Genomic DNA, 26,680 nt, shown 5'->3' with positions numbered 1-26,680 from the left:
AAAAAAAAGAACAGTTTGCACTGTTCTTTTTTTGATTAAATATCGGCACACCATAGCTCTATTTCGATTTTCAGCTCTGGCCACCCTAATGCAGTCACATAGGCAACGGTCATTGATGGATATGCCGTTTTGAAGATTGCATCCCACTGTGGATATAGATGATCCCAATCAATTTCTTCTGTTGCCCAAATATTGACTTTGATGACGTGTTCTTCATTCAACCCTTCTGATGCAAGGATTCTCTTTATATTTTCAAACGTATTGGTGACTTGGTCGTTTAAGCTTGATGGGATCTTTCCATCCGCTCCTGTCCCTACTTGACCTGATGTCACAAATAACCCCGCACCCTTTGGCACCCTTGTGATATGACTGTAGTTGCCAACGGGTTTCGGCATACTTTCTGGATTTTTTCTCGTAATTTTCTCCATGTAAATCCCTCACTCACTATGATTTTTCTGCGTGTTTTTCTTCCTGTAGACAGACTTCACCAATTTTTGTCTATCCTAAAAGAAAACAGCAGTGGAGTATCCGTAGCCACAAGGTAAGAACATCAATATTTTCTTTTTCATGGACGAAACACTCCTTTTTGATTGCGTGAGCAAGGTTTAGATTCATTTCATCCTACCTGATAAATGAACCACAGTCAAAAATAAATGATAAACGATAACGTGCAATATCTTGATTCTTATTGCCTATTATCTAAAATCGTTCTTTTCTTGTTCATGATTTGTTCAAATTTCTTCTATATAGTAAATCGTAATAGGAGGTAGGATACATCATGGCAAAAATAAATAAGAAAATGATTAGTCTTTGCACCGCAGCTATCAGCAGCTTATACATCACTGGTTATGCAACTACCCATCACGCGCAAGCCGTTCAGACAGCACAATCAAATACACAAACAGACGCTTCTAATCATACATCTCTCACATCAGATACTACCGCCACTCAAACAGAAGATACCACTTCAGAAACTGAACTCAAGGATGGTACTTTCTCTGGTACTGGATCAAATGAGATTGGCTCTATCAGTGTATCTGTTACCATCAAACAAGGAAATATCACTTCTGTCGAGATTACGAGTGATAACACTAGATACGGACAAAGCTCCATTTCCTCATTACCCAATGAAGTGGTCATCAGACAAAGTGCTGATGTAGATACGGTGAGCGGCGCAACATTAAGTACTCAGGATTTTGAAACAGCCGTTGCTCAGGCTTTAGAGCAGGCAAAGGCATAGAGAGGAGACACCATGATGAAATGGTTAGGACAACAAAAACTCATTACTTTTCAAAAATCCATGCTGGCTATGGGAACTGTTATCAATATTCAAGTGGTTGCCTATGAAGAAGATCGACGGGCTGTTTTAGAGGACATCAACCGTGCCTTTTCCATTTTTTACGATATCGAGCATCGTTTTAGCCGTTTCCGCTCTGATTCTGAAGTCATGAAGTTAGCCAATCGTTCAAAGCAAGAGGTATTAGTCAGTGAAATGCTTTTCGATTTAACAGCCTATGCGCTAGAGTTAGCCGAGTTAACAAATGGCAAGTATGATCCAACCATCGGAAAAATCATGGAACAAAAAGGATTCGATCGTTTATATACGACAGGACAAACTTTTTCATCACATGACGTTCCACATGCAGCCGTTCATTATCGTGACGTCCAGTTAAACGAGAAGAATCGGACGATTTATTTGAACAAACCGCTGATTTTGGATTTCGGTTCTATTGCAAAGGGATTTGCGTGCGATCTTGCCGCAAAAGAGCTTGAAGCATGGGAAGGCTTTATGATGAATGCTGGTGGGGATGTGTTGGTATCTGGATTTAACGAACAACAAGAAGAGTGGACAATCGGGATTCGGCATCCCATTCACAAACAGACCAACATCTCGGTCATTCAAACTACTAATTGTGCGATTTGTACATCTGGAAGCTATGAACGGATCAGTCGTTATGATCCTCATACGCACCATTTGATACACCCTCAAACGAAACAGTCTGAACAAAGTTTGTTAAGCTGTACCGTCATTGCACCACTTGGTATGCTCGCAGATAGTCTCTCTACAGCTGCTTTTTTATTAGGTCGAGAAGGAGGTTATTCTTTTTTAGCCGAACATGAAATACCTGCCGTGATGGTAGATCAAACCGCTGATATGATCGTAACACCGGAGATGAAGGAGGTTCACTCATGGAATCACAACCAGCACCTATCACAAACCAAACATTTTTGAAACCATCACCCTCACTAAAAGCCTACATTCGGACACCAAAACGGTATGTCATCGCCATTCTTTTGGTCCTTTTAGCCGCCGGGAGTCTGCACGCTGGTTTTCTTAGTGGTCTCGCTACAGTTGCTACCAGCATCGGGACAGCACTAATTCTTGACTCTTTCATCTCAAGAGTGATTTGGAAAAACAATAAACACACATTCCCTGATGGAGCTCTGCTCACAGGGCTGATTATTGGCATTGTTCTAAGTCCAGCTACTTCTTTTGCTGTTTCTGTTTTCACAGCCGCAGCAGCCATTTTATCTAAGCATGTCATCACTTATCAAAAGAAACCAATTTTGAATCCAGCCGCATTTGGTTTATGGCTCTCAGTCATTTTATTTTCTTCCAATCAAAGCTGGTGGGGCGGTATGTCTCTTCTACCTTGGTGGACCCTATTCCTTGTGGTGGTCGGCGGTTATTTGGTGACCAGCCGCGTACAAAAATTCCCGCAAGTTTTCGCCTTTCTAGCAGCATACGGCCTGATCCACCTCATATTGGGATTCATTGGCTTAACGGATGCTTCATCTGCTTTTATTACGCCCTACTTGAATGCTGTCTTGTTTCTTGCGTTCTTTATGTTGACTGATCCACCTACTTCACCAGCAAAGAATCGTGATCAAATCATCTTTGGTATCCTGTGTGCTGTCGTTTCGTGTGTGGACTTCTATTTATTTAATAGCTTATCTTACTTACTCACAGGGCTTTTATGTGCCAATGCTTGGAAAGCCTATCGAACGTACCAAACAAATCAAAAGCGACGGGCAACACGGACGAAAGTCGTCTAAATAAAAAAAACGGACATCGACTTTTCGACGTCCGTTTGACCATACATTATAAACGATAACGTGCAATATCTTGATTCAATCGCATGCTTAGCTCATTGAGCCTTTCTGCTGCCTTCGCCACATTGGAGATGGCGGTGACTTGTTCGTCTGTAGATGCAGTGATTTCTTCAATCGCTGCGGCATTTTCTTGAGAAATATGGGCTGCACCATGCATCGCTTTTGTGATGAGGTCGTTTTGTTCCAGTAATGTGTTCAGCTCTTTTGCCATCGCATTTGTTTCAACGATGGTTTGTGAAATCGATGTAGAGATGGAATTGAATTCTTGTTCTGTTGCGTGAACCGCTTCATCAAGCTCGGCAAAACGATCCATTGTTTTGGACATCATGCCAGCTGTAGCCGTCGTTTCTTCTTTAATGCCTTGAATCATCTGCTGGATTTGAACGGCCGATTGCTTTGTCTGTTCAGCTAAATTTCGCACTTCACTCGCCACAACCGAGAATCCTTTGCCATGCTCTCCTGCACGAGCTGCTTCAATGCTCGCATTCAGGGCCAGTAAGTTCGTTTCATTTGAAATGCTTTCAATGGTATCTGTGATTTGAGAAATATCTTGTACTTTTGTACTTAACTGCTCAATCCCTGATCGAATGCCTTGAGATGCCTGAATGGATTGCTCATTTGATTGTTTTAATTGCTGGACAATTTGCTGACCCTGCTCGGAAGATTGGTTCGACTGGTCTGAAATTCGTTTGATCTGGTCGCTTTGTTCTTTGACGTTTTCAATGGATTGATTGAACTGAGTCATTTGTTGATTGGCTACCTCAAGGTCTGATGCCTGATGAAGTGTCCCAGTTGAGATATCTCCAATCGCTCGGCCAATTTCTTCACTGCTGGCGGATGTTTCTTCAGAGATGGCGGATAGATCTGTCGCAGATTCGACGAGCTGGCTGCTCGTTTCCTGCAAACCGCTCACAAGTGCTCTAAGCTCTCCTGACATATGATTAAAACCTTTTGCCAGCTGCCCAATTTCATCCGAGGTTTCTTTTAAGCTGGTGCGTTCAATATTGCCCGCCGCAATTTCTTTTGAAGCAGCCGTAACTTGCTTGAGCAGTCTCACTTTTCCTCGGGCTGCCAAATAAAAGACACCCATACTTAAAAGAGCGACACCTGCTGTAATGAGAATAATATAGAGCTTCATCTGCTCTAGTTCTTTATAAAATTCATCCTGAAATACGGCGATTCCTATACTCCAATTCCACGGTGTAAACTGGTTCATATAAGCGAGTTTTTGCTTTTCTTCCCCCGTGGCATCGTCTTTATCCATATAGGTGATATAGTGTGCATCCTCGCCTTTTGCTGTAGCGCCAGCGACCATTTTTTGACGATTTGTCGTGTTATCTGGGATGACGCCGATGTCGTTAACCGGATGAACCTGTGATGAATAATCGGCTCCATATGCGACAAGGTAGCCTTTATTTTTATAGATGAAATCTGATTTTTGAAATTGATACCCTTTGCCGTCGTCATTTTTAGGCCCGTTCAAATAAATACGGGCTTGTTCCTGCGCCTGTTCAAGCGTCAGTTCTTTTTTCTCCACACGGTCGTTCAATTGTTCAAGAGTGGCCATCGCTCCATTTACGATGTGTTTTAAATCTGCTTTCCCTGCATCAATTAAGACATTTTTCGCTAAAAAATACCCCGTTGTTCCTACAAGTCCGCCTGTTAAAATTGTAATAACGATAATGGCTGACATCAATTGAAAAAAGACACTTCTTGAAGCAAACGCTTTCTTTTTCATGTTCTAATTCCCCCTTACTACATATATCGTCATGCAGGGGAAAGTATTAAAAAAGTCATAGAAAAAAATCCCTTTCACGTTAGAAAGGGATCTCAGATTGTTGACAAAGGGCTAAAATGAACTTGATTTTAGCCCTTTGTCTTCTTTTCACGTTAGAAAGGGATTTTTTACTTATCGCTCGGTTTCTTTGAGGATGGCTTGATAGAGATCGTCTTCAGGTTTGAGTCCACATACCTCTTGAAGCACACCTTCAATGCCTTTTTCTTTCCTTAATGCCTGCAAGCGAACCGCTTCTTCGTCTTCTGCAAAGTCGTAAGCCAAAGCAGCAGCGATCCCTTTGATTAAGTACACTGGCTGCTTGATCTTTTTCGCTGGACCGATTAAACGGTCATCTGCTCCCAGCTTTCTAAGAGGAGAGCGTGCGACACGAGTCACTTCATCGGAAATAAACGCATTTTCAAATCGCTTGATGATTTTTTGAATATACGCATCATGTTCTTCTTTTCGGAAGCCATACGCGTCAATTAAATAACTGCCCGTTTCATGAAGGGCACCTTCGACAACTTGACGAATATCTGGTGTATCAACAGCTTCTTTAATGGTTTTTACGCCTTGCTGATACCCGACATAAGCCGCTAGTGCATGTCCTGTATTAACGGTGAAAAGCTTCCGTTCAATATACGGCGTCAAATCTTGGACAAAGGTCGCTCCGTCAATTTGCGGAACATCTCCAATAAAGCCCGTCTCATCAATAACCCACTCGAAAAATGGTTCAACCGACACTTTGAGAATGTCCTCATGGTGCTGAATCGGAACAATGCGGTCAACCGCAGCGTTTGGAAAGCCAACGGTTTGTGATATCGCTGCTTGCTCATCTGCTGTTAAATGAGAGAACACCGCTTCTTTTAAATGAGCACTTCCCCCAATCATATTTTCACATGCCACGATGTTGATGATGTGGTCAGGCTTTTTTTGTTTTAATCCTTCAGCAATCGATGAGGCAATGATCTTCAATACGGCTGGTCCAACAGCTGTTGTAATCAAGTTGGCTGTGGCAACAGCCTCTGTTAATGCTGCTGGATTTTGCGAAGAATTGATCGCTGATACGGGCCCGACTACTTCTTGCTTCTGCCCTGGTGCTGCGAGTTCAACCGTGTATTCTCCTCTTTCATTCAGCTCATTGATGACCGCTTCATTCACATCGGTAAAGACAAGTTCAAAGCCTGATGTCTTTAACAAAGAACCGATAAACCCTCTGCCAATATTCCCTGCTCCAAAATGAAGTGCTTTCATGTTAGTTCACCTCGTTAAAGATGGCGATCAGTTCATCCTGATCCTTTGCATGAATGATCCGTTCTACATTTTCTTCTTCTGAACAGACAATCGCAATTTGAGACAGAATATCAAGATGCTCGTTGTTTTTCCCGGCGATCCCAAAGACGACTTTCGCCACATTTCCTTCACCATATTCAACACCATCTGGAATTTGGATAATCGAAATCCCTGAATGAAGGACAGCCGCTTTCGCATCCTCTGTTCCATGAGGGATTGCAATGCCGTTCCCCATAAATGTAGAAGAAATCTCTTCTCTTTCAAACATTTTGTCGACATAATCACTTGTGACATAGCCGTTTGCTACGAGGACTTCGCCTGCTTTTTTGATGGCTTCTTCTTTAGAACCTGCTTGTTCGTTTAGAAAAATATTGTCTTTAGAAAGTACTTGTTTCATACATGATCACACACCTTTTTTAGAATAAAAATCAGGAAAACAACCAAAACGGGGAGTTCAATTAGGAAAAATTGGACTCAACCCGTTTCGTCATGTTATTTTTTCAATTTCTCAATCAGCTCGTCATATTTCGGGCTGTTTAAGAAATTATCCACTGAGATATGCACAGCGCCTGGCAGCTTTGCCTTGGCTCTGTCTGTTAAATCTTTATGAGTAAAGACCACATCCGCATCGTCTGGGATGTTGCTGATAGATGTGTTTGTCACATCGATATCAAGCTCTGCCTTTTTCACTTTGTTTTTCAGAATGGACGCACCCATTGCACTTGAACCCATCCCTGCATCGCAGGCAAAGATGATTTTGTTCACGTCATCTGGATTGACATCACTAGGAGATGCTGCTTGCTCGTTTGCTTGAGCGTCTTCTTTTTGTGCCGTAAGAGCAGCGGCCGCTGCACTTTTCTTGCCTTTCATGTCCTGCATCTTTTCTGTTGCTGCTGTTAAATCTTCGTCAACTTCTTTAGATGCTTTCAAAATGACCGATGCGACAAGGAACGATACGATAGCTGCTACGACAACACCTGCTAAAACGGCAAGGTGACCGCCTTTTGGAGACATCAGCATAAGCGCAATAATACTTCCTGGTGACGGCACTGCTTTTAATCCTGCATTTAATAATGTGAACGTCAGGACACCACTTGCTCCCCCTGCAATGACAGCCAAAATGAGTTTTGGTTTCATTAAGATGTACGGGAAGTAAATTTCATGGATTCCTCCTAAAAACTGAATGACAATGGCACCTGGTGCAGACTGTTTCGCATTTCCTCTTCCAAAGAACATATACGCAAGAAGAACACCTAAGCCTGGACCTGGGTTTGTTTCAAGCAAGAACAGAACAGATTGCCCTGTCTTCGCTGCTTGCTCGACCCCTAATGGACCTAAAATACCTTGGTTAATCGCGTTGTTTAAGAATAATACTTTTGCAGGTTCAATGAAGATACTTGCTAGTGGCAGTAAATGAGCATTGACAATGATATCTACACCTGCCGCAAGGGCTTTATTCAGACCTAGTACCACTGGGCCGATAGCATAGAATGCAATGGCAACAAGAATGGCACCGAGGATACCTGCCGTAAAGTTATTCACAAGCATTTCAAAACCTGATCTGATTCGATCTTTAAACAGCTGGTCGATTTTCTTAATAAGATAACCGCCCAGCGGCCCCATGATCATGGCACCTAAAAACATTGGAATGTCTGAGCCAACAATGACCCCAATCGTAGCTGTAGCACCAAGCACTCCGCCTCGATGGTCATAGACGAGTTTACCGCCTGTGTAACCAATTAAGAGCGGCAGTAAGTAGTTAATCATCGGTCCAACGAGTGTAGCTAATTGCTCATTCGGAAGATAACCACTTGGAATGAACAAAGCTGTAATCAGTCCCCATGCAATAAATGCACCAATATTCGGCATAATCATGCCGCTTAAATAGCTTCCAAAGCGCTGTACTTTCACGCGGAATCCGCTTTTTTCCTGCATCTGTGAAAACCCCTTTCTTCTCTCCCTTTATTTCGGGCTTTATAGGTCAAAAGATATAATAACAAGAGTCAGTGAAGCCCTTATACCTATCGTAAAACGCTTTCACTTTCCCTTCAATTGAAACTAAATGTCACTTTGTCACTTAGTGTGTGACAAAATTGAAAAATAATGTGACACCTCTCGGCATACCATAGATGATAGCGGGGTAAAAGTTGAATCTACTGTTGTTTTGGCGCAAAATTCATTGGAATTTCACAACTTTCAAATGGTCACTTCTTGTTTCCTCTACTTAAATCGAATAGGCTTATATTGATCAAACATTCAAGAAACGTCTGCGCAGACAAGACATGACACAGAAAAAGTGAACCATCTTGCTATTTGTTTCGTTTACCTTTTAGAGTGGGCGGTACAATAGAAAGAGCGGTTTTTCTGTGACTCACAGTTTACTGCCGCTTTCTTTCTGATACATGAGACATTTTCATAGGTAGAAAGGCGGTTATTCACATTGTTGAAATATAGTAAGTGGCTTTTGCTGCTCATCTTCATGTTCTCCTTCTTCATGCCAAAAGAGGCATTTGCTCATGCATATGTAGTGAGCTCAAATCCAGTGGCAAATGAAGAGCTGGATCAGCAGCCTCCTGCAGTCTCGATCACCTTTAGTGAAGGAATCGAAAGTGGATTTCATGCCATTAAGGTGTTCAATGCAAAAGGGGATCGTGTCGATCAAGGAGATACGGTCATCAAAGAGCAAAAGATCATGGAAGCAGCTTTAAAAAAGAATTTACCTAAAGGAATTTACACCATTCAATGGAATGCGGTATCAGCCGATGGACACTCTGTGTCTGGCATGATTCCTTTTAGTATCGGAAAAGCGGATGGAGGATTTGATCAATTAGATCAAGGACAGTCGAGTGAATCCATCGATATGGCTTCAACCATTGACAAAGCCTTTCTGTATACGTCATTTAGCTTATTTCTTGGAACCATTTTATTTGGACTTCTATGGTTTAAAGCGGCCATAACCGACGTTTTAGCCCGGCGAATGAAGCGACTCTTAACTGTTTCATTGATCATGATGGGCGGAGCACTCTTGTTCCAGCTGCCGATTCAAACTAAATCAGCGGCAGACGTGTCCTTTTTAGGGGCATTTCAACCATCTCTTTTACAAGAAACCATTGCGTCGACTTCGGGCGGGAGTCTGTGGATGATGCTAATGGCGTCATTTGTTCTACTGACGATCTGGACGATTGTGGCGATGAAAAAAGGAAACTTCACTTCCTTCCGGGTATGGCTGTTTCCACTGCTCATTTTCATCGTACTCCTTTGGCTGAAAGCACAAATCGGTCATCCAGCCGCAACAGATAATAAAATACTGACAACGTCACTTGACTTCATTCATCTCGTTTCTGCATCCATTTGGGTCGGCGGCTTAACAGCTATTGTCCTTCTTTTGATGAAGAAACTGCCGAATGAAGATCAACCGCTCATACGCAGCACCCTGACAGCTTTTCATCCGTGGGCACTGCTCTCGGTTGGACTGATTGTGTTTTCTGGGTTTGTGAATGCGATTTTTATTCTGCAATCATTTGATGCCCTTTTCCAATCAGCTTATGGACGCACCTTCTTAATCAAACTTGGTTTATTTATCATCATGGGTCTCCTTGGGCTCGTCCATTATTTGATGCTGAGATGGGAAAAGAAGCAGAAACGAAACGTATCTTTACGAGCAGAGTGGATCATTGGGATCGCTATTTTACTATTAACAGCCGTATTCACCAATATCCCAAGTCCTCCGCCGCCTGCACCAGAGCCATTCTTTGCAGCCAATCAGGTGGAGCATCGTGACCTTGTGTCTTTGAGCATTACCCCGAATGCTCCTGGTAAAAACACGTTCGAGGTGGCATTTACGAAGAAGGATGGACAAACGATCACAGACATTCAATCTGTGACAGCTAAGATCCACAAAGTCTCCTTGTTCGGTGATGAAACGCCTAACGAGTTTCAGCTGAAACGATTAAAGAATGGACACTTCTCGGCTGAAAACCTCTTACTAAATGAAAAAGGCACTTGGAAAATTAACATTCATGCGTTAACTGGTTCTTTTGACAACATCGATACGACATTCATTAGAAGAAACTAAAAGGAGTTTATATGATATGAAAAAATACGTTAAAGCTTTATTACCAATGCTTCTCGCTTCATTTTTACTGGCGATTCCTGTAAGTGCACACGTGACAGTCAAACCTGATACATCTGCAACTAATGCTTGGGAAACCTATACGTTAAAAGTACCTTCTGAAAGCGACAGTCCGACAACAAAGGTTGTCATCACGATGCCTAAAGGCGTAGAATTCCAGCAATACGAGCCAGTGCCTGGCTGGAAAACAACAACTGAAGAGAAAAACGGAAAAGTCACAAGAGTCACTTGGGAAGCAACTGGCGATGGTGTCCTTGCTGGGCAGTTCCAGCAATTCGTGTTTGTTGCAAAAAACCCTGAAAAAGCCGGCGAAGCGGCATGGGATGCGTATCAATATTATAAGGATGGAACAGTAGTTGAATGGACTGGCGACAAGGACGCTGATAAGCCTCATTCAATCACAAATATTGTTGCGTCTAATACCGTAACGGATTCACATGGGCAAGAAAAACCAAAAGAAGAAAAGGCATCTGAAACAGCCTCTGCTTCTTCTTCACCACTTGTTCTTGGTCTGTCCATTGCAGCCTTAGTTGTGGCATTGATTGCACTTGGTCTTGCTTTTAGAAAGAAATAAACCTTACATGAGCGATCGTTTTTTCAAGCGGTCGCTTTTTATTTTCCCAACCTATAATTTCCAATATAGGATTGAATAGGATACTCGTGCATGCCATAATGAGACACATGACCACCTAGGAGGCTATGAGATGAACCATCTAATCATATTTGCTCATCCCCAGCAAAGCTTAAATCAAACCCTATTAGATCTTGTTGTAAGCACTCTTTTGAACAATGGTCATGATGTGACAGTTCGTGATGTGTATGCCATTGGCTTTCCGCCAGAGCGGACAACAGCAGAAAAGGCTGCCATGAAAAATGGGCATGTGCCGGTACCGGTTCAAAGAGAGCAGAAGCTGATTCAGCAAGCCGATGTCCTCACATTTATCTTTCCAATATGGTGGACAGGCTTGCCGGCGATGCTAAAGGGTTATGTAGAGCGCGTTTTTTCAGAGGGGTTTGCGTATGAGATCAATGAAAACGGAGTGGTGAAAAATCTGCTTCGAGACAAAAAAGGGGTCATTATTAATACGCATGATGCACCGAGGACCTTTCTTGATTCAAATATGATCATCACCCCCAGCCATCAGATGACGACAGATACAGCCGCCTTCGATCTGATCGGCGTTGAGCCAGTCGAACGGCTCTTGTTCAGCAGCATGGAACAAGCATCTGCAGACGACATCCACGAGATTCTCAAAGAAACAAAAGAAACGGTGGATCAACTTTTCCCACCGGCTGTTTAACATAAAAAAGACTGCCGAGACTTCTCGGACAGTCACAGATTGTTGACAAAGGGCTAAAATGAACTTGATTTTAGCCCTTTGTCTTCTTTTCAGCGTGATAGAAAACCTTTGCAGTCTAGGAAGGACGAGTACTGGCGCGGAGCGAATTTCACATTCGTGAGCACCAGCGCGTAGGACTGACAAAGAATGCGAGGGTTTGTCTACATGCTGAGACTGCCGAGGCTTCTCGGACAGTCTTTTTCACATGTTATTCGTCTAAACCAATTGACACATACTTCGTTTCTAAATAAGGTTCGATGCCTTCGATGCCGCCTTCACGGCCAATACCGCTCTCTTTCATACCGCCGAAAGGTGCCTGCACAGCGGATGGTCCCCCGTCATTCCAGCCAATAATCCCGTAATCTAGATTCTCAGATATATAGAGGCCATTGCGGTAATTCTCTGTAAAGAAATAAGCCGCAAGTCCAAAAGGTGTATCGTTCGCTAATTCAATGGCTTCATCTAAAGTGCTAAATGTCGTAATTGGTGCAACTGGACCAAACGTCTCTTCATGCATAATGTTCATTGAAGGGTCGACATGAGTTAGCACCGTCGGCTGAACAAAATAATACGACTTCTCCTCGTCAAAATGTGTATCGCCGCCGACAAGAACTTTCGCCCCTTTATCCACGGCATCTTGAATTTGGTCGACAATTTTATCGAAGCCTCGCTTATTGATAATCGGTCCGATGGACGTGCCTTCTTCAAACCCATTTCCTACTTTCAGCTTTTCCACTTCTTTGCTGAAGCTTTGCGCAAATGCTTCATGAATTTCTTCATGGACGATTAAGCGATTGGCACAAACACACGTCTGGCCTGCATTACGGAATTTAGATGCCACTGCTTGTTTCACAGCCAATTCAAGGTTGGCGTCCTTATCGACGATCAGCGGGGCATGACCGCCAAGTTCCATAGAAACGTGCTTCACTGTGCTCGCACTGTTTTTGATGAGATGTTTTCCAACTGGTGTTGAACCAGTAAACGTGATCTTGCGGATCAATGGACTATCTGTGAAGATTTCCCCCACTTCTTTTCCATCTCCAATCACCCATTGCAAGGCTTCCTCTGGAATTCCGGCTTCATGGCCTAATTTCACAAGCTCAATGGCCGTAAGCGGCGTGTCTTCAGCAGGTTTCACGATAAACGTACAGCCCGCCGCAAGCGCTGGTGCCGCCTTCCTTGTAATCATCGCCGCAGGGAAATTCCATGGTGTAATGGCGGCAACAGGACCAACTGGCTGTTTTGTGACAAATAGGCGTTTGTTTGTCGTATGAGACGGGATCGTTCTGCCGTAAATCCGCTTTGCTTCCTCTGCGTACCACTCAATATATCCAGCGGCATAGACGATTTCCCCTAATGCTTCTTGATACGGCTTCCCGTTTTCTTCTGTGATGATTTTTGCAAGCCTTTCTTTATGCTCGATCATGAGATCAAACCATTTGCGAATGATATTTGCACGTTCATGGGCTGACGTTTTTGCCCATGTTTTGAATGCTTTGTGTGAGCGAGTGATCGCATCTTCAATCTGTTCTTTTGTATGCTGAGCAACTGAGGCAATTTCTTCTCCGGTTGCAGGATTATACACTTTGAGTTCGTTTGTCATGCTCTATCTTCTCCTTCGTTCTTGGATTCATTACATATAGTATATACCCAATGAGTGCCCAACCTAAAAGCAAAATCCATTCAGCTGGCCATGACAAGGAAGCCGGCATCCCTGGAAAATAAAATGAAAGAAAAAGGAGACTGAGTCCAATGGCAAAAACGCCGGTCGTCCGCCAATATTTAATGCGGTATGGACGCTCAAGCTCAGGTTCTGTCTTGCGAAGTCTCATAAAGGCAATGGACACAATCAAATACCCAACGATGATGCCCACACCCCCTGCATTGACAATCCACACGAGGGCAGGTCGGCCTAGTAATGGTGCAAAAAAGGCCAATGCACCTAAGAACAAAATGGCATTTGTCGGAGTTTTATACTTCGGATGAATATACGCAAACCATTTGGAAATCATGCCTCTTTCCGCCATTGCGTAGAGGATACGGCTTGCACCAATGATAAAAGCATTCCAGCTCGTTACGATACCTGCTACACCACCAATGACAAGCACAGTCCCAAACGCCTGATGACCAAGAAGCTGTACCATAGCATCTGCTGTTGCTAGTGATGAAGCCTCAAGCTGACCTTTTGACAATCCTGCCGCTACTCCAAAGACAATGAGCAGATAAAATACAACCGCACTCACAATGGAGATAATCAAAATTCTCCCGATGATTTTCTTCGGTGCGTTAATCTCCGCCGCTACCTGCGGGATGACATCAAACCCAACGAATAAAAAGGGAATCATCACTAACACAGCCATCAGACCGCCAACCCCGCCTTGAAACATCGGCTCAAGGTTTGCAAAATCTCCATTAAATGTAGCTCCGCCTAATAGAAGAAAACCTGTCAGGATAATGGCCACTGTGAACACCGATTGAAAAATAGCAGCAGGCTTTGCGCCAATGTAGTTGAGAGCTGTTAAAAACAGCGCACCGCCAGATCCAATCAATACCCATGTAAAGTAAACATCCCATCCTCCTATATTCCATAGGAAACCAACATGCTGTGTTGGAATGACATAGTCAATGACTGTCGGAAGTGCGACCGCTTCAAACGTAATCACGGACACATAACCGAACAATACGCCCCATGCGGAGACAAACGCTGATTTGATCCCAAATGCCCGCTGGACAAAGACGAGTCCTCCGCCTGTTTCTGGAATTGCAGAGGAAAGCTCTGCATACGTTAGTCCAATAAAGATGACGAGAATGCCCCCTATGACAAAGGCAATCACACTTCCTAAAAATCCAGCTGTTAAAATCCAATCTCCCGAAAGTACAACCCAGCCCCAGCCAAGCATTGCACCAATGGATAAAAACAGTACGTCTGACTGCGACATGGTTTTAGCCATTTGTTGTTTTTGCATACAACCATCCCCCTTTGTTGTTTAGCGTGCTGTGAAGGCGTCTTCGATGATCCCTAGTCCTTCTTGCAGCAGCTCATCTGTGATGACAAGTGGTGTTAAAAAGCGAATAATATTCCCATTGATCCCTGCCGTTAATAAGAGTAGTCCGTGCTTGTTTGCATAGGCTGCAATCGCTGCGGCTGTCTTCTTATCTGGTGTACGCGTTTTTTGATCTTCCACAATTTCAATGGCCGCCATTGCCCCTAAACGCCGGACTTCCCCGATGAATGAATACTGACTTCTCCACTCATTCGCTTTGTCCTCAATGACTTGTCCAATGTGTTCAGATCGTTCATTCAGTTGTTCTGTTTCAATAATATCAAGTACAGCCAATGCCGCCACACAGCCTAATGGACTGCCAGCATACGTCCCCCCTAGCTCCCCTGGGTCCGCTGCATCAAGTAATTCTTTTCTGCCAACGACACCGCTCAGCGGCAGGCCAGCTGCAAGTGATTTTGACACAGTGATTAAGTCTGGCACCACATCGAAGTGTTCAATCGCAAAGTATTTCCCTGTTCTTGCGAATCCTGTTTGGATCTCATCTGCCACGAATACGATTCCATGCTGCTGACAGAATGAAGCGACGTGCTGGACAAAACGCTTCGATGGTACAATGAATCCGCCCTCCCCTTGGACTGGCTCCATCACCACACAAGCGACGGTTTCTGGTGCAACGGTTGCGACAAAGAATTGATTGAACTGATCAATGATGTATTCGTCGTAGGCTGCATCGCTTAATCCTTCAGGTTTTTGATAGTAATAAGGATACGGCGCTTGATACACCTCTGACGCAAATGGGCCGAATCCAAATTTATAAGGCTTGACCTTGCTTGTCATGCTCATCGTCATATTCGTTCTTCCGTGGAACCCTCTTGTAAAAGAGACAACCGCTTGTCTTTTCGTATATTTACGGGCAATTTTCACTGCGTTTTCAACTGCTTCTGCACCTGAATTTAAGAAAATGGCTTTTTTGTCGTGGTCGCCTGGTGTGAGGTGGCATAGTTTTTCTGCCAATTCGATATAGGATTCGTACATCATGACATTAAATCCTGGGTGAATCAGGCTGTCTGCCTGTGCTTTGACTGCTTCCACAACCTTTGGATGGGAGTGTCCTACATTTAATGTACCGATGGCGCCTGCAAAATCGATAAAACGATTGCCATCAATATCGAAAAGCTCGGCTCCCTTCCCTTTCGCTGCAAGATGACGGTTGCCATTACTTACGCCTCTTGCGACGTATTGATCTCTTTTCCCCTGCCATTCCTCTGTTGAAAAACGGTTTGTTGTCGTTTGACTCATTGTCATCCATCCCCTTTATGTCTTTTTTATTATTCTGAATATTTTTTGGTATGATAGAAAGTACCAATATCATTTTTTTCATGGTACCAGAGAGGATGGAATGACGAGATGCTGACAATTCAACTAGATCAAACAGGGGAAAACGGGTTTATTTATCATCAAATTTACACGAAAATTAAAGAGGAAATTTTAAACCGCAACCTGCAACCACACGATCAATTACCGTCTAAACGAGAGTTAGCAGATACTTTAAACGTCAGCGTCAATTCAGTGAATGGCGCCTATCAGCAGCTGCTTGCCGAGGGATATTTATATTCAGTTGAACGGAAAGGCTTTTTTGTGGAATCACTGGAAACATTTCATGAATCAGGTCAACTGAAACCCTCTTCCCTTCCAGCTGATTTAAAAGAGAATCCGATTGAGCGAGATGACTGGTATTCCTTTTCACATATTTCTGTTGATACAGCCAATTTTCCTTTTAAAAGCTGGCTGAAAAGTGAACAAAAGGCGATCAGTCTCCACCAAGAAGCCTTTGGTGAACTGCCGCACCCACAAGGCGTCTATGAGCTGAGGGAAACGATTGCCCGGCTGATTGGACTTGCACGAGGGGTCAAATGCTACCCTGAACAGCTCATTTTAAGTGCGGGTACACAGTCACTCATTCATTCATTATCTAGCATCCTTCCAGCTGATCAAATATATGGATTAGAAAACCCCGGCTATCGCAGACTGTATCAAATGCTGAAAAACAATCATCACCGGATTGAAACGATTGGCATTGATCGAAAAGGGGTGCGGATGAGCGATATTCAGAAGAAAGAGCCAAATGTCTTGATCATTACGCCTTCTCATCAGTTCCCAACAGGGGTGATCATGCCGATTTCCCGGCGGATACAGCTGTTAAACTGGGCGGCTGATCAGCCAGACCGCTATATCATTGAGGACGATTATGACAGTGAATTTAAGTATGGCACAGACAGCATACCGGCGCTGCAGAGCCTTGACCGCTATGACAAAGTCATTTATATGGGGACCTTTTCGAAATCATTGCTGCCCGGCTTGAGGATCAGCTACATGGTGCTACCGCAGCATTTATTAAGACGCTATAAAGAAGAACAGCACTTTTTTATTCAAACGGCCAATCTTTTTACACAATACACCCTTCTTTATTTTATAAAAGATGGCGCCTATCAGCGGCATATTAAAAGAATGAATGGGCTATATGAGGAAAAACGAAAACAGCTCATTGGAGAGCTCGACACTGTCTTTCGTGACAACGTACGGATTATCGGGGAAAATGCAGGGCTTCATTTTATCGCAGAGTTCCGTTCAAACCGCACGCAGCATGAGATTTTACAACGTGCCAAAGATCGAAAGCTAAAAATGTACGGGATGGACCGTTTTACCCTTGATGAGCATGTGCCTGGTCACAAAGAAGGCTTTGTCCCGCTCGTCCTCGGCTTTTCGCACATGCGGCCAGAGGATATTAAGCCAGCGGTGAAACGCCTGTATGACTCGATTTATGGGAAATAAAACAGCCAGCTGCTTTTCTAGACAGCTGGCTTACCACCGCTCTTTATCTACGGCTAAAATGGATGACACGAGTTCAGGAAAAGCGGTCTCAATGTCTTCTTTTCTTAAAGAATAATAGCGGTGTTTTCCGTCAATTCTCACTTTCACGATGCCTGCCTCCCTCAACACTTTGAAGTGATGTGACAGCGTGGATTTGGCAATATTCATCTCATACGTGCCGCATGTCCTCTCGCCTGCTTCAGCTAAGCAGCGGACAATTTCTAACCGGATGGGATCGGCCAATGCGTGCAGCACCGAAATCAGTCTCATGTCTTCTTGGGTTGGATGGATTGGATTATTCATACGATAAATGTACCGTATTTCGTGCCAACATACAATCTCCTTACTCGCCTCATTAAAGTAACGATACATCCTTCGGAAACGACTATGACTATATAATAGCTTTCTTGTGAAGGGGAGGATCTCATTTGACACGAAAATTATGGACTTACTTTTGTTTAATGTTACTCACCATTTGCTTATGTGGATGCCAATCCGTCCGGTATGCCGAATCTAAACCACCTAGTGCAGAAGAGTTATTAGCTCTCGATCCACAGGCAGATTTATTTCAATGGGAAGAAACGATCTATGAAACAAACATAGATTGGACAAAATCATTAAATGTAACAAAACATCAGCAAGTAGGTGTGATTCAGAAAACAGCTGCCGAACATTTTAATCACGGCACAGCTTCCAAGTTGAAAAAAGGGACAGCGATTTACTCTGTAAAGGAGCGAGAAGACCTTTTAATCGCCGAACTTAACGGACAGATCATCATATATGCCGCACATGCGGAAGGATAAAATACCTGTCATCAGATAGGTATTTTTTTAAGTTCATTTTCTTGTCATGTGCCATTGGTTTTGTTATCATAGCAAAAGTGACCACTCGGTTTCCATTGTGACCATATGGTTTTGCCGATTCGGAAAGGACTTATGAAGATGAACGAAAAGCAAGAAGAGATTTTGCGGGTGTCGAAGAAATTATTTTCTCAAAAAGGCTATATGAGTGTCTCCATGCAGTCAATTGCTGATGCCTGTAAAATATCAAAAGCGTCTATTTATAAACTGTTTGATTCAAAGGAAGCTCTTCTATTGGAACTGATTAAATACAATCAGCGCAAAATGAGAGAGATTTCTCAGATCATTCATTCCGAAACGACGCTGTCCAAAAAGGAAAAATTCACAAAAAAGATTAAGCTTGAGCTTGAAGAGTTTAAAGAGAATCATAAATTTTTGAATATGCTGTCCTTTGAAGCTTTTTCACAGCATTCGCCCATCGTCATTAAGCATTTACGTGAGACACGCTCCATTATCATGCAGCGGCACAGAGACATCATTTTAAGCACATATGGTGAATCTGTTGCGCCTTATGTGTGGGATCTTGTGATTGTCCTCAACGGATTAATGAGAGAATTCATCTTGATGTTGGCGATTGAGCACAAGAACATCCAATTAGAAAATGCCGCCGAAATGATCATCGGTGTGATGGATCGTGTATCAATAAAGCCTTGCTCCATTGAGCCTGTGCTAACAGATCAGCTGATGGACTCTTATTTGCTTTCCACACAGGAAGAATATGATGAAGAAAAGCTTGTCATCTCGTACTTAACAAAAATAAAACAAGAGCTTCACACACTATCAAACGGAGAAGAAAAGGACGATCTCCTCTCTGCGTTTGAGCTGCTGAGTCAAGAACTGTCAAAGGACCAACCGAGAACCTTTTTAATCAGCTCATTGCTTGATTATTTAGGCAAACACAGCGTTTTATCTCAAAACGTGTCACAGCTGAAAAGCATTATTTTATAGATAAAGAAGGGATAATATGAACCAATCAACAACATCGTATAACCGGTCTGTGATTGTTGGGATTTTCCTCGTTGGGGCGTTCGTTGCGATCTTAAACCAAACGCTTCTCATTCCAGCGATCCCGCATATCATGGAAGAGTTCAATATTGATGTCAGTAAAGGCCAATGGCTGACCACAGCCTTTATGCTGACAAACGGGATTCTCATCCCAATTACGGCCTTTTTAATTGAGAAATTTTCAAGCCGTTCCTTAGTCTTAACGGCTCTTAGCATTTTTACAGCAGGTACCATTCTTGCTTCGTTCGCCACGAATTTCCCGGTGCTTCTTGCAGCACGTATCGTGCAGGCAGCTGGCGCAGGGATTTTGATGCCGCTCATGCAAACGATCTTTTTAACCATTTTCCCAAAAGAAAAACGCGGGCAAGCCATGGGTATGGTCGGACTAGTGATTTCATTCGCACCGGCGCTTGGACCAACACTTGGCGGCTGGATTGTCGATTCCTTTAGCTGGAAGTTCTTATTCTATATTGTTCTTCCAATCGGTATTATTGATCTCATTCTTGCTTTCTTCTTAATGAAAAATGTCACACAGCAAAGAGACACTCGTATCGATGTCTTATCGGTGATCCTGTCTTCCTTCGGATTTGGCGGACTGCTGTACGGATTTTCAAGTGTCGGAACGTATGGTTGGACGAGTGCGACCGTTCTGATTTCACTCATTGTCGGTGCTGTGAGCTTGTTCTTCTTTATCCTGCGTCAGTCGAATTTAAAAAGACCGATGCTTGAGTTTGGCGTCTTTAAGTTTGCGATCTTTAGCTTAACGACCTTCCTCGGTATGCTCGTCTTTGCTTTACTGATTGGAACAGAGACGATTCTGCCGCTCTATACGCAGAATGTCAGAGGGTTATCTGCCCTTGATACAGGGCTGATCTTATTGCCAGGGGCTCTCTTTATGGGATTCCTATCACCGATTATCGGACGAATTTTTGACAAAGTAGGCGGTAAAGGGCTGGCTCTAGGCGGGTTTACGATATTAGCTGTCACTTCCCTGCCATTTATGATGCTGAGCCTTGATTCATCGATTACCCTCATTACAGTGGCCTACACGCTTCGCTTAATCGGGGTTGGGATGATCATGATGCCGCTGACAACAGCCGGTATTAACTCGTTACCACCGCATTTGATTCCGCACGGGACAGCAATGAATAATACGATGAGACAAATGGGCGGCTCTATCGGGACGGCTGTGCTTGTCTCCATTATGAGCAGCTCTGCTGCCAATGCAGCATTATCCGATCCAATGAAGTCAGCCGTTCATGGCATGAATACGTCATTTATCGTGTCTGGTGCTATTGCGGTCATTGGACTCGTTCTCTCGTTCTTCTTAAAAGAAAAACGTAAAAACAAAGTGATGAAGCAGGAGCTATCTTCTTCGTCCTCTTCTTCATAAAGACAAAGAGCTCGGCATATCGCCGGCTCTTTTTTCATCTATTCACACATAACGTCCTCCCCAAAAATACATTTGTTCATTCAGAGAAGAAAAACCTTGATAATTTGAAGAAAAGAGTTGATAATAGAAACTATTCAATTTGTGAGAAAATTTTTACTATAGGAGATGTATGCATTGAAGGTCGTTAAATTTGGTGGCAGTTCTCTTGCTTCTGGCAAGCAGCTGCAAAAGGTATTTGACATTGTCACAGCAGATCCAGCTCGAAAAGCAGTCGTTGTTTCCGCACCAGGAAAACGGCATTCAACGGATACGAAGGTCACCGATCTATTAATTAGTTGCGGTGAACAATATTTACGTTTAGGTGAAGCACACGATTTACAAGAAGCTGTCATCGAGCGATATGCCTCGATTGCGGATGAGCTGGGGTTAGGTCAAGACATTATTGACACCATCCGGCAAGATGTAAACACGTTATTACAGGCTGATTCTTCTCATCCTGAGCGTTATCTTGATGCGATTAAAGCAAGCGGTGAAGATAATAACGCAAAGCTGATTGCAGCCTACTTTCAGCATCAAGGCGTCGAAGCGCACTATGTGAATCCTAAAGAAGCCGGTCTATTTGTCAGCGACGAGCCTGGTCAAGCGCAAGTCCTTCCAGAATCGTATGATCATTTGTACAAATTAAGAGAACGCTCTGGCATTATTGTGTTCCCTGGCTTTTTCGGTTTTAGTCTAGCGGGTGATATCGTCACTTTTTCCCGTAGTGGATCAGACATTACCGGTTCCATTTTGGCAAATGGACTGAAGGCAGATGTGTATGAAAACTTTACCGATGTGGATGCAGTCTACGCCGTCAATCCAACGATCGTTCATGAACCAAAGGAAATCACAGAGCTGACGTATCGTGAAATGCGTGAATTGTCCTATGCGGGTTTTTCTGTATTTCATGATGAGGCACTTATTCCAGCCTTTCGGGCAGGCATTCCTGTTCAGATTAAGAACACCAATAATCCAGCGGCCAAAGGCACGAAAATTGTAAATCAACGGGATCATACGAATGGCCCTGTTGTGGGAATCGCGTCAGACAATGGATTTTGCAGTATTTATATCAGTAAGTATTTGATGAACCGAGAAGTGGGCTTTGGACGTAAGGTGTTGCAAACGTTAGAGGAATATGGACTTACGTATGAACACGTGCCTTCTGGCATTGATGATATGACCATTATTTTAAGGCAGGATCAGCTGGAGGAGCAGCAGATTGAACAAGAGCTTTTAGACCGATTAAAGCTTGTGCTTGATGCAGATGAAGTGGTTTTAGAGCGGAACCTCTCGCTTATTATGGTCGTAGGAGAAGCGATGCGTCATAATGTTGGTACAACAGCAAGAGCGGCAAAAGCACTGTCAAAAGCCAAAGTGAATATTGAAATGATCAACCAAGGCTCTTCAGAGGTGAGCATGATGTTTGGCGTCAAAGCAGCTCAAGAAAAAGAAGCCGTTCAAGCCTTATATGAGGAATTTTTCTCTATGTCCACGGTGCCTGTCTCCATTTAATCAGCAGACTGTCAGATCTCCGGATCGGCAGTCTTTTTGATCTCACACGATTTGCGCATTAAAGTATATCTATTTCTCGTTTGATTTTGTATGATAGAGACAAATCAACTATTGTTCCGGCCATTGATCGGAGCTACAAGGAGTCCTAATCCATGCCTCGTCAACAACTATTAAAACAGTTTCGCAATTTTCATGATGCTTCTACAAGTATTTTAAACATGATGAGTCAATTCATTCATATGAATACACTGTTTATTGCTAAAAATGATCAAAACACCAATCAGATTGTGAAGGTGCTAAATCATGACGAGCAGCTTCTTGAAGAAGGGGAAGAAAATCCTTACGAGAAGACATTTTGCAAGCTGGCGGTCGATCATCGCGATACGCTGTTGATCCCTGATATCCGCTTGGACGAGCGTTCAAAAAACTTAGACGTCACGAAACAGCTGCAAGGCGGCTCATTTATTGGGGTTCCCATCGATTTTACTGATGGTACGAACTATGGAACAATTTGTGGACTTGACCTAAGGCCGCAGCAATTTACAGAAGAGCATGTTCATATGTTTGAAACGATGGCATCTTTGTTGAGTTACGTCTTAGAACTCGACCAGGCCAATCGGCAGATTCAGCAATTATCTGTACCGATCGTACCTGTTGTTGACGGTGTCGCCGTGCTCCCTCTTCTTGGTGATATCGAAGAGACACGTGCGCAGCATATTTTAGAAACCATTTTACAGGAAAGCTACAGGCTGTCGCTCTCTCATTTGGTCATTGATGTTTCAGGGACAAAACGACTCAATGAACAAAGCATTCAATACTTGGTCAGCTATGCGCAAACGTTAAGACTGTTAGGCATTTCAGCTGTTTTAACAGGAATTAAGCAAGACCTTGCGCTGAGTGCGATTCAATCGAATATTTCATTTAAAGACATCACCATTCGTAAGGATTTACCGCAGGCACTTGCTCATATCGGCTTAACGTTCTCCAAAACAGAATAAGTGATGATACACCAAAAAGGGCTAAACCGAGTTTAGCCCTTTTCTTCTTTTCAGCGTGATAGAAAACATTTGCAGTCTAGGAAAGACGAGTACCGGCGCGGAGCGAATTTCACATTCGTGAGCACCGGCACGCAGGACTGACACCGAATGCGAGGGTTTGTCTACACGCTGAGGCTAAACAGAGTTTAGCCCTTTTCCTGTGGGAGCGGTAAACGAATGATAAATGTTGTTCCCTTATGTTTTTCACTTTTTAAATCAATCTGTCCGTCATGCAAGTCTACAAGCTGCTTGACAATCGACAGGCCAAGTCCGTATTCTCCATATGGTGTATTCGTTCTCGAAATATCCGCTTTATAAAAACGTTCCCAAATGTGTTTGACTTCTTCGGGTGCAATGCCGATTCCCGTGTCTTCTACTTCAATGATCGTTTCCCCATTCTCTTCTTTCCCTCTCAAAGAAATACGGCCGCCTTCTGTAAATTGGATGGCGTTCTTTGTGATGTTGACGAGGATTTGAATGAGCCGGTCATAATCTGCGTATACCTTTTGTTCAGGGTGAACCTCTACCATGAGCTGATTGTTTTTCTCTTCAGCCATTCGGCTCAGCTGCTCCTTAATCACTTCAAACGTATCAATGAGTGGATAGTGAAATTTTTGAAGGGTGATTTGATTCGACCTGATTTTCTCATAATCCATATTTTCATTGACGAGTCGCAGCATTCGTTTTGTCTCATCAGTGATGAGCGCATAGCATTTCTCTTTCTCTTCTGCCGGCACATCCGCAGTATTGAGCCATTCGACCAATCCTCGAATGGTCGTCAGCGGTGTTTTCAATTCGTGAGAAACATCCGCAATGAATTGGCGTCTCCGTTTTTCAAGCCGGTCAATTTCCTCTCTTGACCGTTGAAGACGATTGGCCATCATATTAAAATCCTCACCTAGTGTGCCAATTTCATCAAGGTGTTTGTTTTCAAGATGAATGTTGTAGTCACCATGCGCAATTTTCTCAGTTGCCTCTCTCAATTTTTTGATACGATTCACATGGAACTTCGACAGAAACAGACTGAGAATAAAGGTAATCGTCAATGCCACAAACACGATGATATATAAATACCGGTTCATTTGAGCAATCAGCTCTTCTGCTCCTTGAATAGGAGCTATGAGCACCACCCCGCCCTTCAGCTTTCCGTCTTCCATGACAGGAAGTGCCACAAGTGATGCTTCTTGATCAAGCCGGCGCGAATCACTTCGCTTGACAATGATTTCTTCTCCTTTTGCAAGCTTGGCCCACAAATCTTTTGTGAGTAACGCTTCATGCGGTGGCATCTCTTGCTGCTGAGACAGCACAGTCCCTTTTTCATCAAAGACGAAAAAACGGATTTGTCTTGTCGAAAGAATGTCTTCAAATGGACGCAAACGGAAGTTCATCTCGGCTTTCGACAGTTGTTTAAAATTCTCCAAAATTTCATTCCCATACGAACTCATTTCGTCTACCCTATTTTGATAGGCAATATCTTTTACAAAATGAGACATGAGGGTGCTGATAATAATGATGGCAATGAGCAATAACCCAAGGTGACTAATCAGCAACTGGTAAAAATATTTAATCTTCATCGAACTTATACCCTACGCCCCATACCGTATACAGAAAGGGCTTAGGTCCGTCTCCGATTTTTTGGCGCAATCGTTTAATATGAACATCAACTGTTCGTTCATCACCATAAAATTGGTATCCCCAAATTTGCTCAAGCAATTGTTCTCGTGAAAATACTTGCCGAGGATGCTGTATAAAAAAGCACAGCAGATCGTATTCCTTTGGCGTTAAATTTTCGATCCGTTTCCCCTCTAGAAACACTTCTCTCGTTTTTTTATCTAACTGAAAATGTTCGGTCTCTAGCCGTTCACCCTCTTTCGCTCCTTCTTGAGTAGATGTTGTTTGAGCAAAACGTCGTTTCACTGCTTTGATTCTTGCCATTAAGGTGAGCGGACTAAAGGGTTTTGTCACATAATCATCTGCCCCAAGATCGAAGCCCAGCACCTGATCAGATTCCGTTTCCTTTGCTGTCAGCATAATAATCGGAACATCACTAATCTGGCGTACTTTTTGACAAATGGTCAGACCATCCATTGAAGGAAGCATGACATCTAAGATGAGCAGATCCCAATCCTCCTCTTGCTTAAATCGATTCAATCCTTCTAATCCATCATGGACGAATTCCGCTTGAAATCCTTCTCGTTGAAAAAACATATCCGTCATTGTACAAACACTCTGGTTATCTTCAATCATTAATATTTTCATCATCAGCCTCCGCTGTTGCCTTTGTTTTTCTTTATGTAGCTTTATTTTACATGTTCCTTCTCAAATCTCAATTGGATTGATACGATTTCATGAACTTATCATGCTTTGGTCATCTTTTATTCATACTTTTTGATGGAGTTGACATTTTGGAGAATCACATTGTTCTTTTTTAATATAGTAGAATGGCAAAATGAAGGAATTGTAGAGGATAGTCTAAGATGAGGACAGTGTCATTTACGTTCTTTCAGATGAAGAAGTCTCCCATTTAGTAAAAGAATGAAATGACACGCTTCCTGATCGTTATAAATGGTCTATATAAAACAGTTTGGAACTGGACATGCATATCGAGGGCGGTGTGCCCTAACGAAGCTAATTGTGATTTTCTATAAGGCACCCCATTTCGATGCGAATTTCCTTTTTCTTTATATCTTCATTTGAATAAGAATTGACATTTAATCCAATCAGTTGAAAGCCATTTTTCAAATAAAACTGGATAGCTTGAAAATTGGATGATTGGGTTTCTAATACAATCATTCTAACTCCCAATTCACGAGCACGTTTTTGTGCCATTTTAATGAAAGTGCTGCCAATACCTTTTCTTTTAAATTGTTTATCCACATATAAATCATGAATGAGTAATGTATTATTCCATTTCATGTGTTGAATGACTATAATTCCAGTTTCTTCACCATTCATCTCTGACACGTAAACCTCTGAACCCTCTTTATATGGATCGAAAATCTCCTCTTTTAGATTTTTTTTAACTGGCGCTTCAAATACTTCTTCTGTAAGGGAGATGTTCCAACCATTGTGACTGGTTTCCATATGAATTTCATAGTATTTTTCAGATGTATATTGATAATATACTTGTTTTCCTTTAGGATAATTTTTTTGATAGATACGACGAATAGTTAACATTTCATACTCCCTTCATTTCAATGATTTAAATCTTTAAACGTACTACTAAATTCGTCGATTTGCGATTTGATACCTTTAAAAATACACCTAAAAGATAAAACTCGTTTTGCCTCTGTCATAGAATA

The 26,680-nt window shown here is 42.8% G+C and carries 24 protein-coding genes; 12 read left to right on the top strand and 12 right to left on the bottom strand.

The window, feature by feature from the left end; all coding sequences use genetic code 11:
• Positions 1-35: 35 nt before the first annotated feature.
• Positions 36-428: a RidA family protein gene (locus tag NST73_RS02305; RefSeq protein WP_286068959.1), complete on the bottom strand. Its 393-nt coding sequence runs from the start codon at positions 426-428 to the stop codon at positions 36-38.
• A gap of 350 nt (positions 429-778) precedes the next feature.
• On the opposite strand from NST73_RS02305, the gene NST73_RS02300 reads away from it, so the two are divergent.
• Genes NST73_RS02300 through NST73_RS02290 form a run of 3 tightly spaced genes read left to right on the top strand, consistent with a single transcriptional unit; the run spans position 779 to position 3,057 of the window.
• Positions 779-1,240: an FMN-binding protein gene (locus NST73_RS02300; RefSeq protein WP_096881014.1), complete on the top strand. Its 462-nt coding sequence runs from the start codon at positions 779-781 to the stop codon at positions 1,238-1,240.
• A 12-nt stretch (positions 1,241-1,252) separates the two neighbouring features.
• Positions 1,253-2,233, top strand: a complete 981-nt coding sequence (locus NST73_RS02295) for an FAD:protein FMN transferase (RefSeq protein WP_342499348.1) — start codon at positions 1,253-1,255, stop codon at positions 2,231-2,233.
• Positions 2,191-3,057, top strand: coding sequence for an RnfABCDGE type electron transport complex subunit D (locus NST73_RS02290; RefSeq protein ID WP_286068953.1), 867 nt, complete (start codon positions 2,191-2,193; stop codon positions 3,055-3,057). The genes NST73_RS02295 and NST73_RS02290 overlap by 43 nt, the downstream gene beginning before the upstream one ends.
• 46 nt (positions 3,058-3,103) lie before the next feature.
• Here the strand turns inward: NST73_RS02290 and NST73_RS02285 are convergent, their stop codons facing one another.
• The 4 genes from NST73_RS02285 to NST73_RS02270 all read right to left on the bottom strand — a co-directional run bounded on the left by NST73_RS02285 (position 3,104) and on the right by NST73_RS02270 (position 8,119).
• Positions 3,104-4,852, bottom strand: a complete 1,749-nt coding sequence (locus NST73_RS02285; protein ID WP_160758166.1) for a cache domain-containing protein — start codon at positions 4,850-4,852, stop codon at positions 3,104-3,106.
• Positions 4,853-5,023: 171 nt separating this feature from the next.
• Complete coding sequence (locus NST73_RS02280) at positions 5,024-6,145, bottom strand: mannitol-1-phosphate 5-dehydrogenase (protein WP_065459851.1); 1,122 nt, start codon at positions 6,143-6,145, stop codon at positions 5,024-5,026.
• A 1-nt stretch (position 6,146) separates the two neighbouring features.
• On the bottom strand, positions 6,147-6,581 hold the full coding sequence (locus NST73_RS02275) for a PTS sugar transporter subunit IIA (protein WP_019743148.1): 435 nt from the start codon (positions 6,579-6,581) through the stop codon (positions 6,147-6,149).
• A gap of 95 nt (positions 6,582-6,676) precedes the next feature.
• On the bottom strand, positions 6,677-8,119 hold the full coding sequence (locus NST73_RS02270) for a PTS mannitol transporter subunit IICB (protein ID WP_041091126.1): 1,443 nt from the start codon (positions 8,117-8,119) through the stop codon (positions 6,677-6,679).
• Positions 8,120-8,624: 505 nt separating this feature from the next.
• On the opposite strand from NST73_RS02270, the gene NST73_RS02265 reads away from it, so the two are divergent.
• The 3 genes from NST73_RS02265 to NST73_RS02255 all read left to right on the top strand — a co-directional run bounded on the left by NST73_RS02265 (position 8,625) and on the right by NST73_RS02255 (position 11,617).
• On the top strand, positions 8,625-10,259 hold the full coding sequence (locus NST73_RS02265; protein ID WP_058336805.1) for a copper resistance protein CopC: 1,635 nt from the start codon (positions 8,625-8,627) through the stop codon (positions 10,257-10,259).
• Positions 10,260-10,275: 16 nt separating this feature from the next.
• A complete protein-coding gene (locus tag NST73_RS02260) occupies positions 10,276-10,890 on the top strand; it encodes a DUF1775 domain-containing protein (RefSeq protein WP_039166206.1) in 615 nt (204 codons plus the stop codon).
• Between the two features lie 130 nt (positions 10,891-11,020).
• Positions 11,021-11,617, top strand: a complete 597-nt coding sequence (locus NST73_RS02255; protein WP_160758164.1) for an NAD(P)H-dependent oxidoreductase — start codon at positions 11,021-11,023, stop codon at positions 11,615-11,617.
• Positions 11,618-11,864: 247 nt separating this feature from the next.
• Here NST73_RS02255 and NST73_RS02250 read toward each other — a convergent pair whose 3' ends face one another.
• The 3 genes from NST73_RS02250 to gabT are packed head-to-tail and all read right to left on the bottom strand — an operon-like array spanning position 11,865 to position 15,960.
• Positions 11,865-13,259 carry an NAD-dependent succinate-semialdehyde dehydrogenase gene (locus tag NST73_RS02250; protein WP_047946157.1) on the bottom strand — a complete coding sequence of 465 codons (1,395 nt, stop codon included), beginning with the start codon at positions 13,257-13,259 and terminating at the stop codon, positions 11,865-11,867.
• Positions 13,234-14,622 carry an APC family permease gene (locus NST73_RS02245; protein WP_039166214.1) on the bottom strand — a complete coding sequence of 463 codons (1,389 nt, stop codon included), beginning with the start codon at positions 14,620-14,622 and terminating at the stop codon, positions 13,234-13,236. The genes NST73_RS02250 and NST73_RS02245 overlap by 26 nt, the downstream gene beginning before the upstream one ends.
• 21 nt (positions 14,623-14,643) lie before the next feature.
• Entirely contained in the window at positions 14,644-15,960 is a 1,317-nt protein-coding gene (gene gabT / locus NST73_RS02240; protein WP_047946159.1) for a 4-aminobutyrate--2-oxoglutarate transaminase, read from the bottom strand.
• A 108-nt stretch (positions 15,961-16,068) separates the two neighbouring features.
• On the opposite strand from gabT, the gene NST73_RS02235 reads away from it, so the two are divergent.
• Positions 16,069-17,493, top strand: a complete 1,425-nt coding sequence (locus tag NST73_RS02235; RefSeq protein WP_058336808.1) for a PLP-dependent aminotransferase family protein — start codon at positions 16,069-16,071, stop codon at positions 17,491-17,493.
• Between the two features lie 30 nt (positions 17,494-17,523).
• Here the strand turns inward: NST73_RS02235 and NST73_RS02230 are convergent, their stop codons facing one another.
• A complete protein-coding gene (locus NST73_RS02230) occupies positions 17,524-17,835 on the bottom strand; it encodes a metalloregulator ArsR/SmtB family transcription factor (protein ID WP_041091115.1) in 312 nt (103 codons plus the stop codon).
• 125 nt (positions 17,836-17,960) lie between these two features.
• On the opposite strand from NST73_RS02230, the gene NST73_RS02225 reads away from it, so the two are divergent.
• The 5 genes from NST73_RS02225 to NST73_RS02205 all read left to right on the top strand — a co-directional run bounded on the left by NST73_RS02225 (position 17,961) and on the right by NST73_RS02205 (position 23,339).
• Positions 17,961-18,335 carry a hypothetical protein gene (locus NST73_RS02225; RefSeq protein ID WP_342499347.1) on the top strand — a complete coding sequence of 125 codons (375 nt, stop codon included), beginning with the start codon at positions 17,961-17,963 and terminating at the stop codon, positions 18,333-18,335.
• Positions 18,336-18,473: 138 nt separating this feature from the next.
• Entirely contained in the window at positions 18,474-19,340 is an 867-nt protein-coding gene (locus NST73_RS02220) for a TetR/AcrR family transcriptional regulator (RefSeq protein ID WP_008347242.1), read from the top strand.
• Between the two features lie 16 nt (positions 19,341-19,356).
• Positions 19,357-20,790 carry an MDR family MFS transporter gene (locus tag NST73_RS02215; RefSeq protein ID WP_007498149.1) on the top strand — a complete coding sequence of 478 codons (1,434 nt, stop codon included), beginning with the start codon at positions 19,357-19,359 and terminating at the stop codon, positions 20,788-20,790.
• A gap of 174 nt (positions 20,791-20,964) precedes the next feature.
• A complete protein-coding gene (locus NST73_RS02210; RefSeq protein WP_045035011.1) occupies positions 20,965-22,341 on the top strand; it encodes an aspartate kinase in 1,377 nt (458 codons plus the stop codon).
• A 152-nt stretch (positions 22,342-22,493) separates the two neighbouring features.
• Positions 22,494-23,339, top strand: coding sequence for a GAF domain-containing protein (locus NST73_RS02205; RefSeq protein ID WP_024720194.1), 846 nt, complete (start codon positions 22,494-22,496; stop codon positions 23,337-23,339).
• A gap of 185 nt (positions 23,340-23,524) precedes the next feature.
• On the opposite strand, the gene NST73_RS02200 is transcribed toward NST73_RS02205, so the two are convergent.
• From NST73_RS02200 to NST73_RS02190, 3 genes are all read right to left on the bottom strand, one after another.
• Positions 23,525-24,952 carry a HAMP domain-containing sensor histidine kinase gene (locus NST73_RS02200; protein ID WP_007498154.1) on the bottom strand — a complete coding sequence of 476 codons (1,428 nt, stop codon included), beginning with the start codon at positions 24,950-24,952 and terminating at the stop codon, positions 23,525-23,527.
• Entirely contained in the window at positions 24,942-25,637 is a 696-nt protein-coding gene (locus NST73_RS02195; protein WP_017358523.1) for a response regulator transcription factor, read from the bottom strand. The genes NST73_RS02200 and NST73_RS02195 overlap by 11 nt, the downstream gene beginning before the upstream one ends.
• Before the next feature lie 369 nt (positions 25,638-26,006).
• A complete protein-coding gene (locus tag NST73_RS02190; RefSeq protein WP_277519556.1) occupies positions 26,007-26,555 on the bottom strand; it encodes a GNAT family N-acetyltransferase in 549 nt (182 codons plus the stop codon).
• Between the last annotated feature and the right edge of the window lie 125 nt (positions 26,556-26,680).

It is taken from the genome of Bacillus sp. FSL W7-1034 (assembly GCF_038593365.1).
Lineage (GTDB): Bacteria > Bacillota > Bacilli > Bacillales > Bacillaceae > Bacillus > Bacillus altitudinis.
The sequence above is the reverse complement of the archived record's forward strand: the minus strand, read 5'-3'. Positions and strand labels throughout refer to the sequence as shown.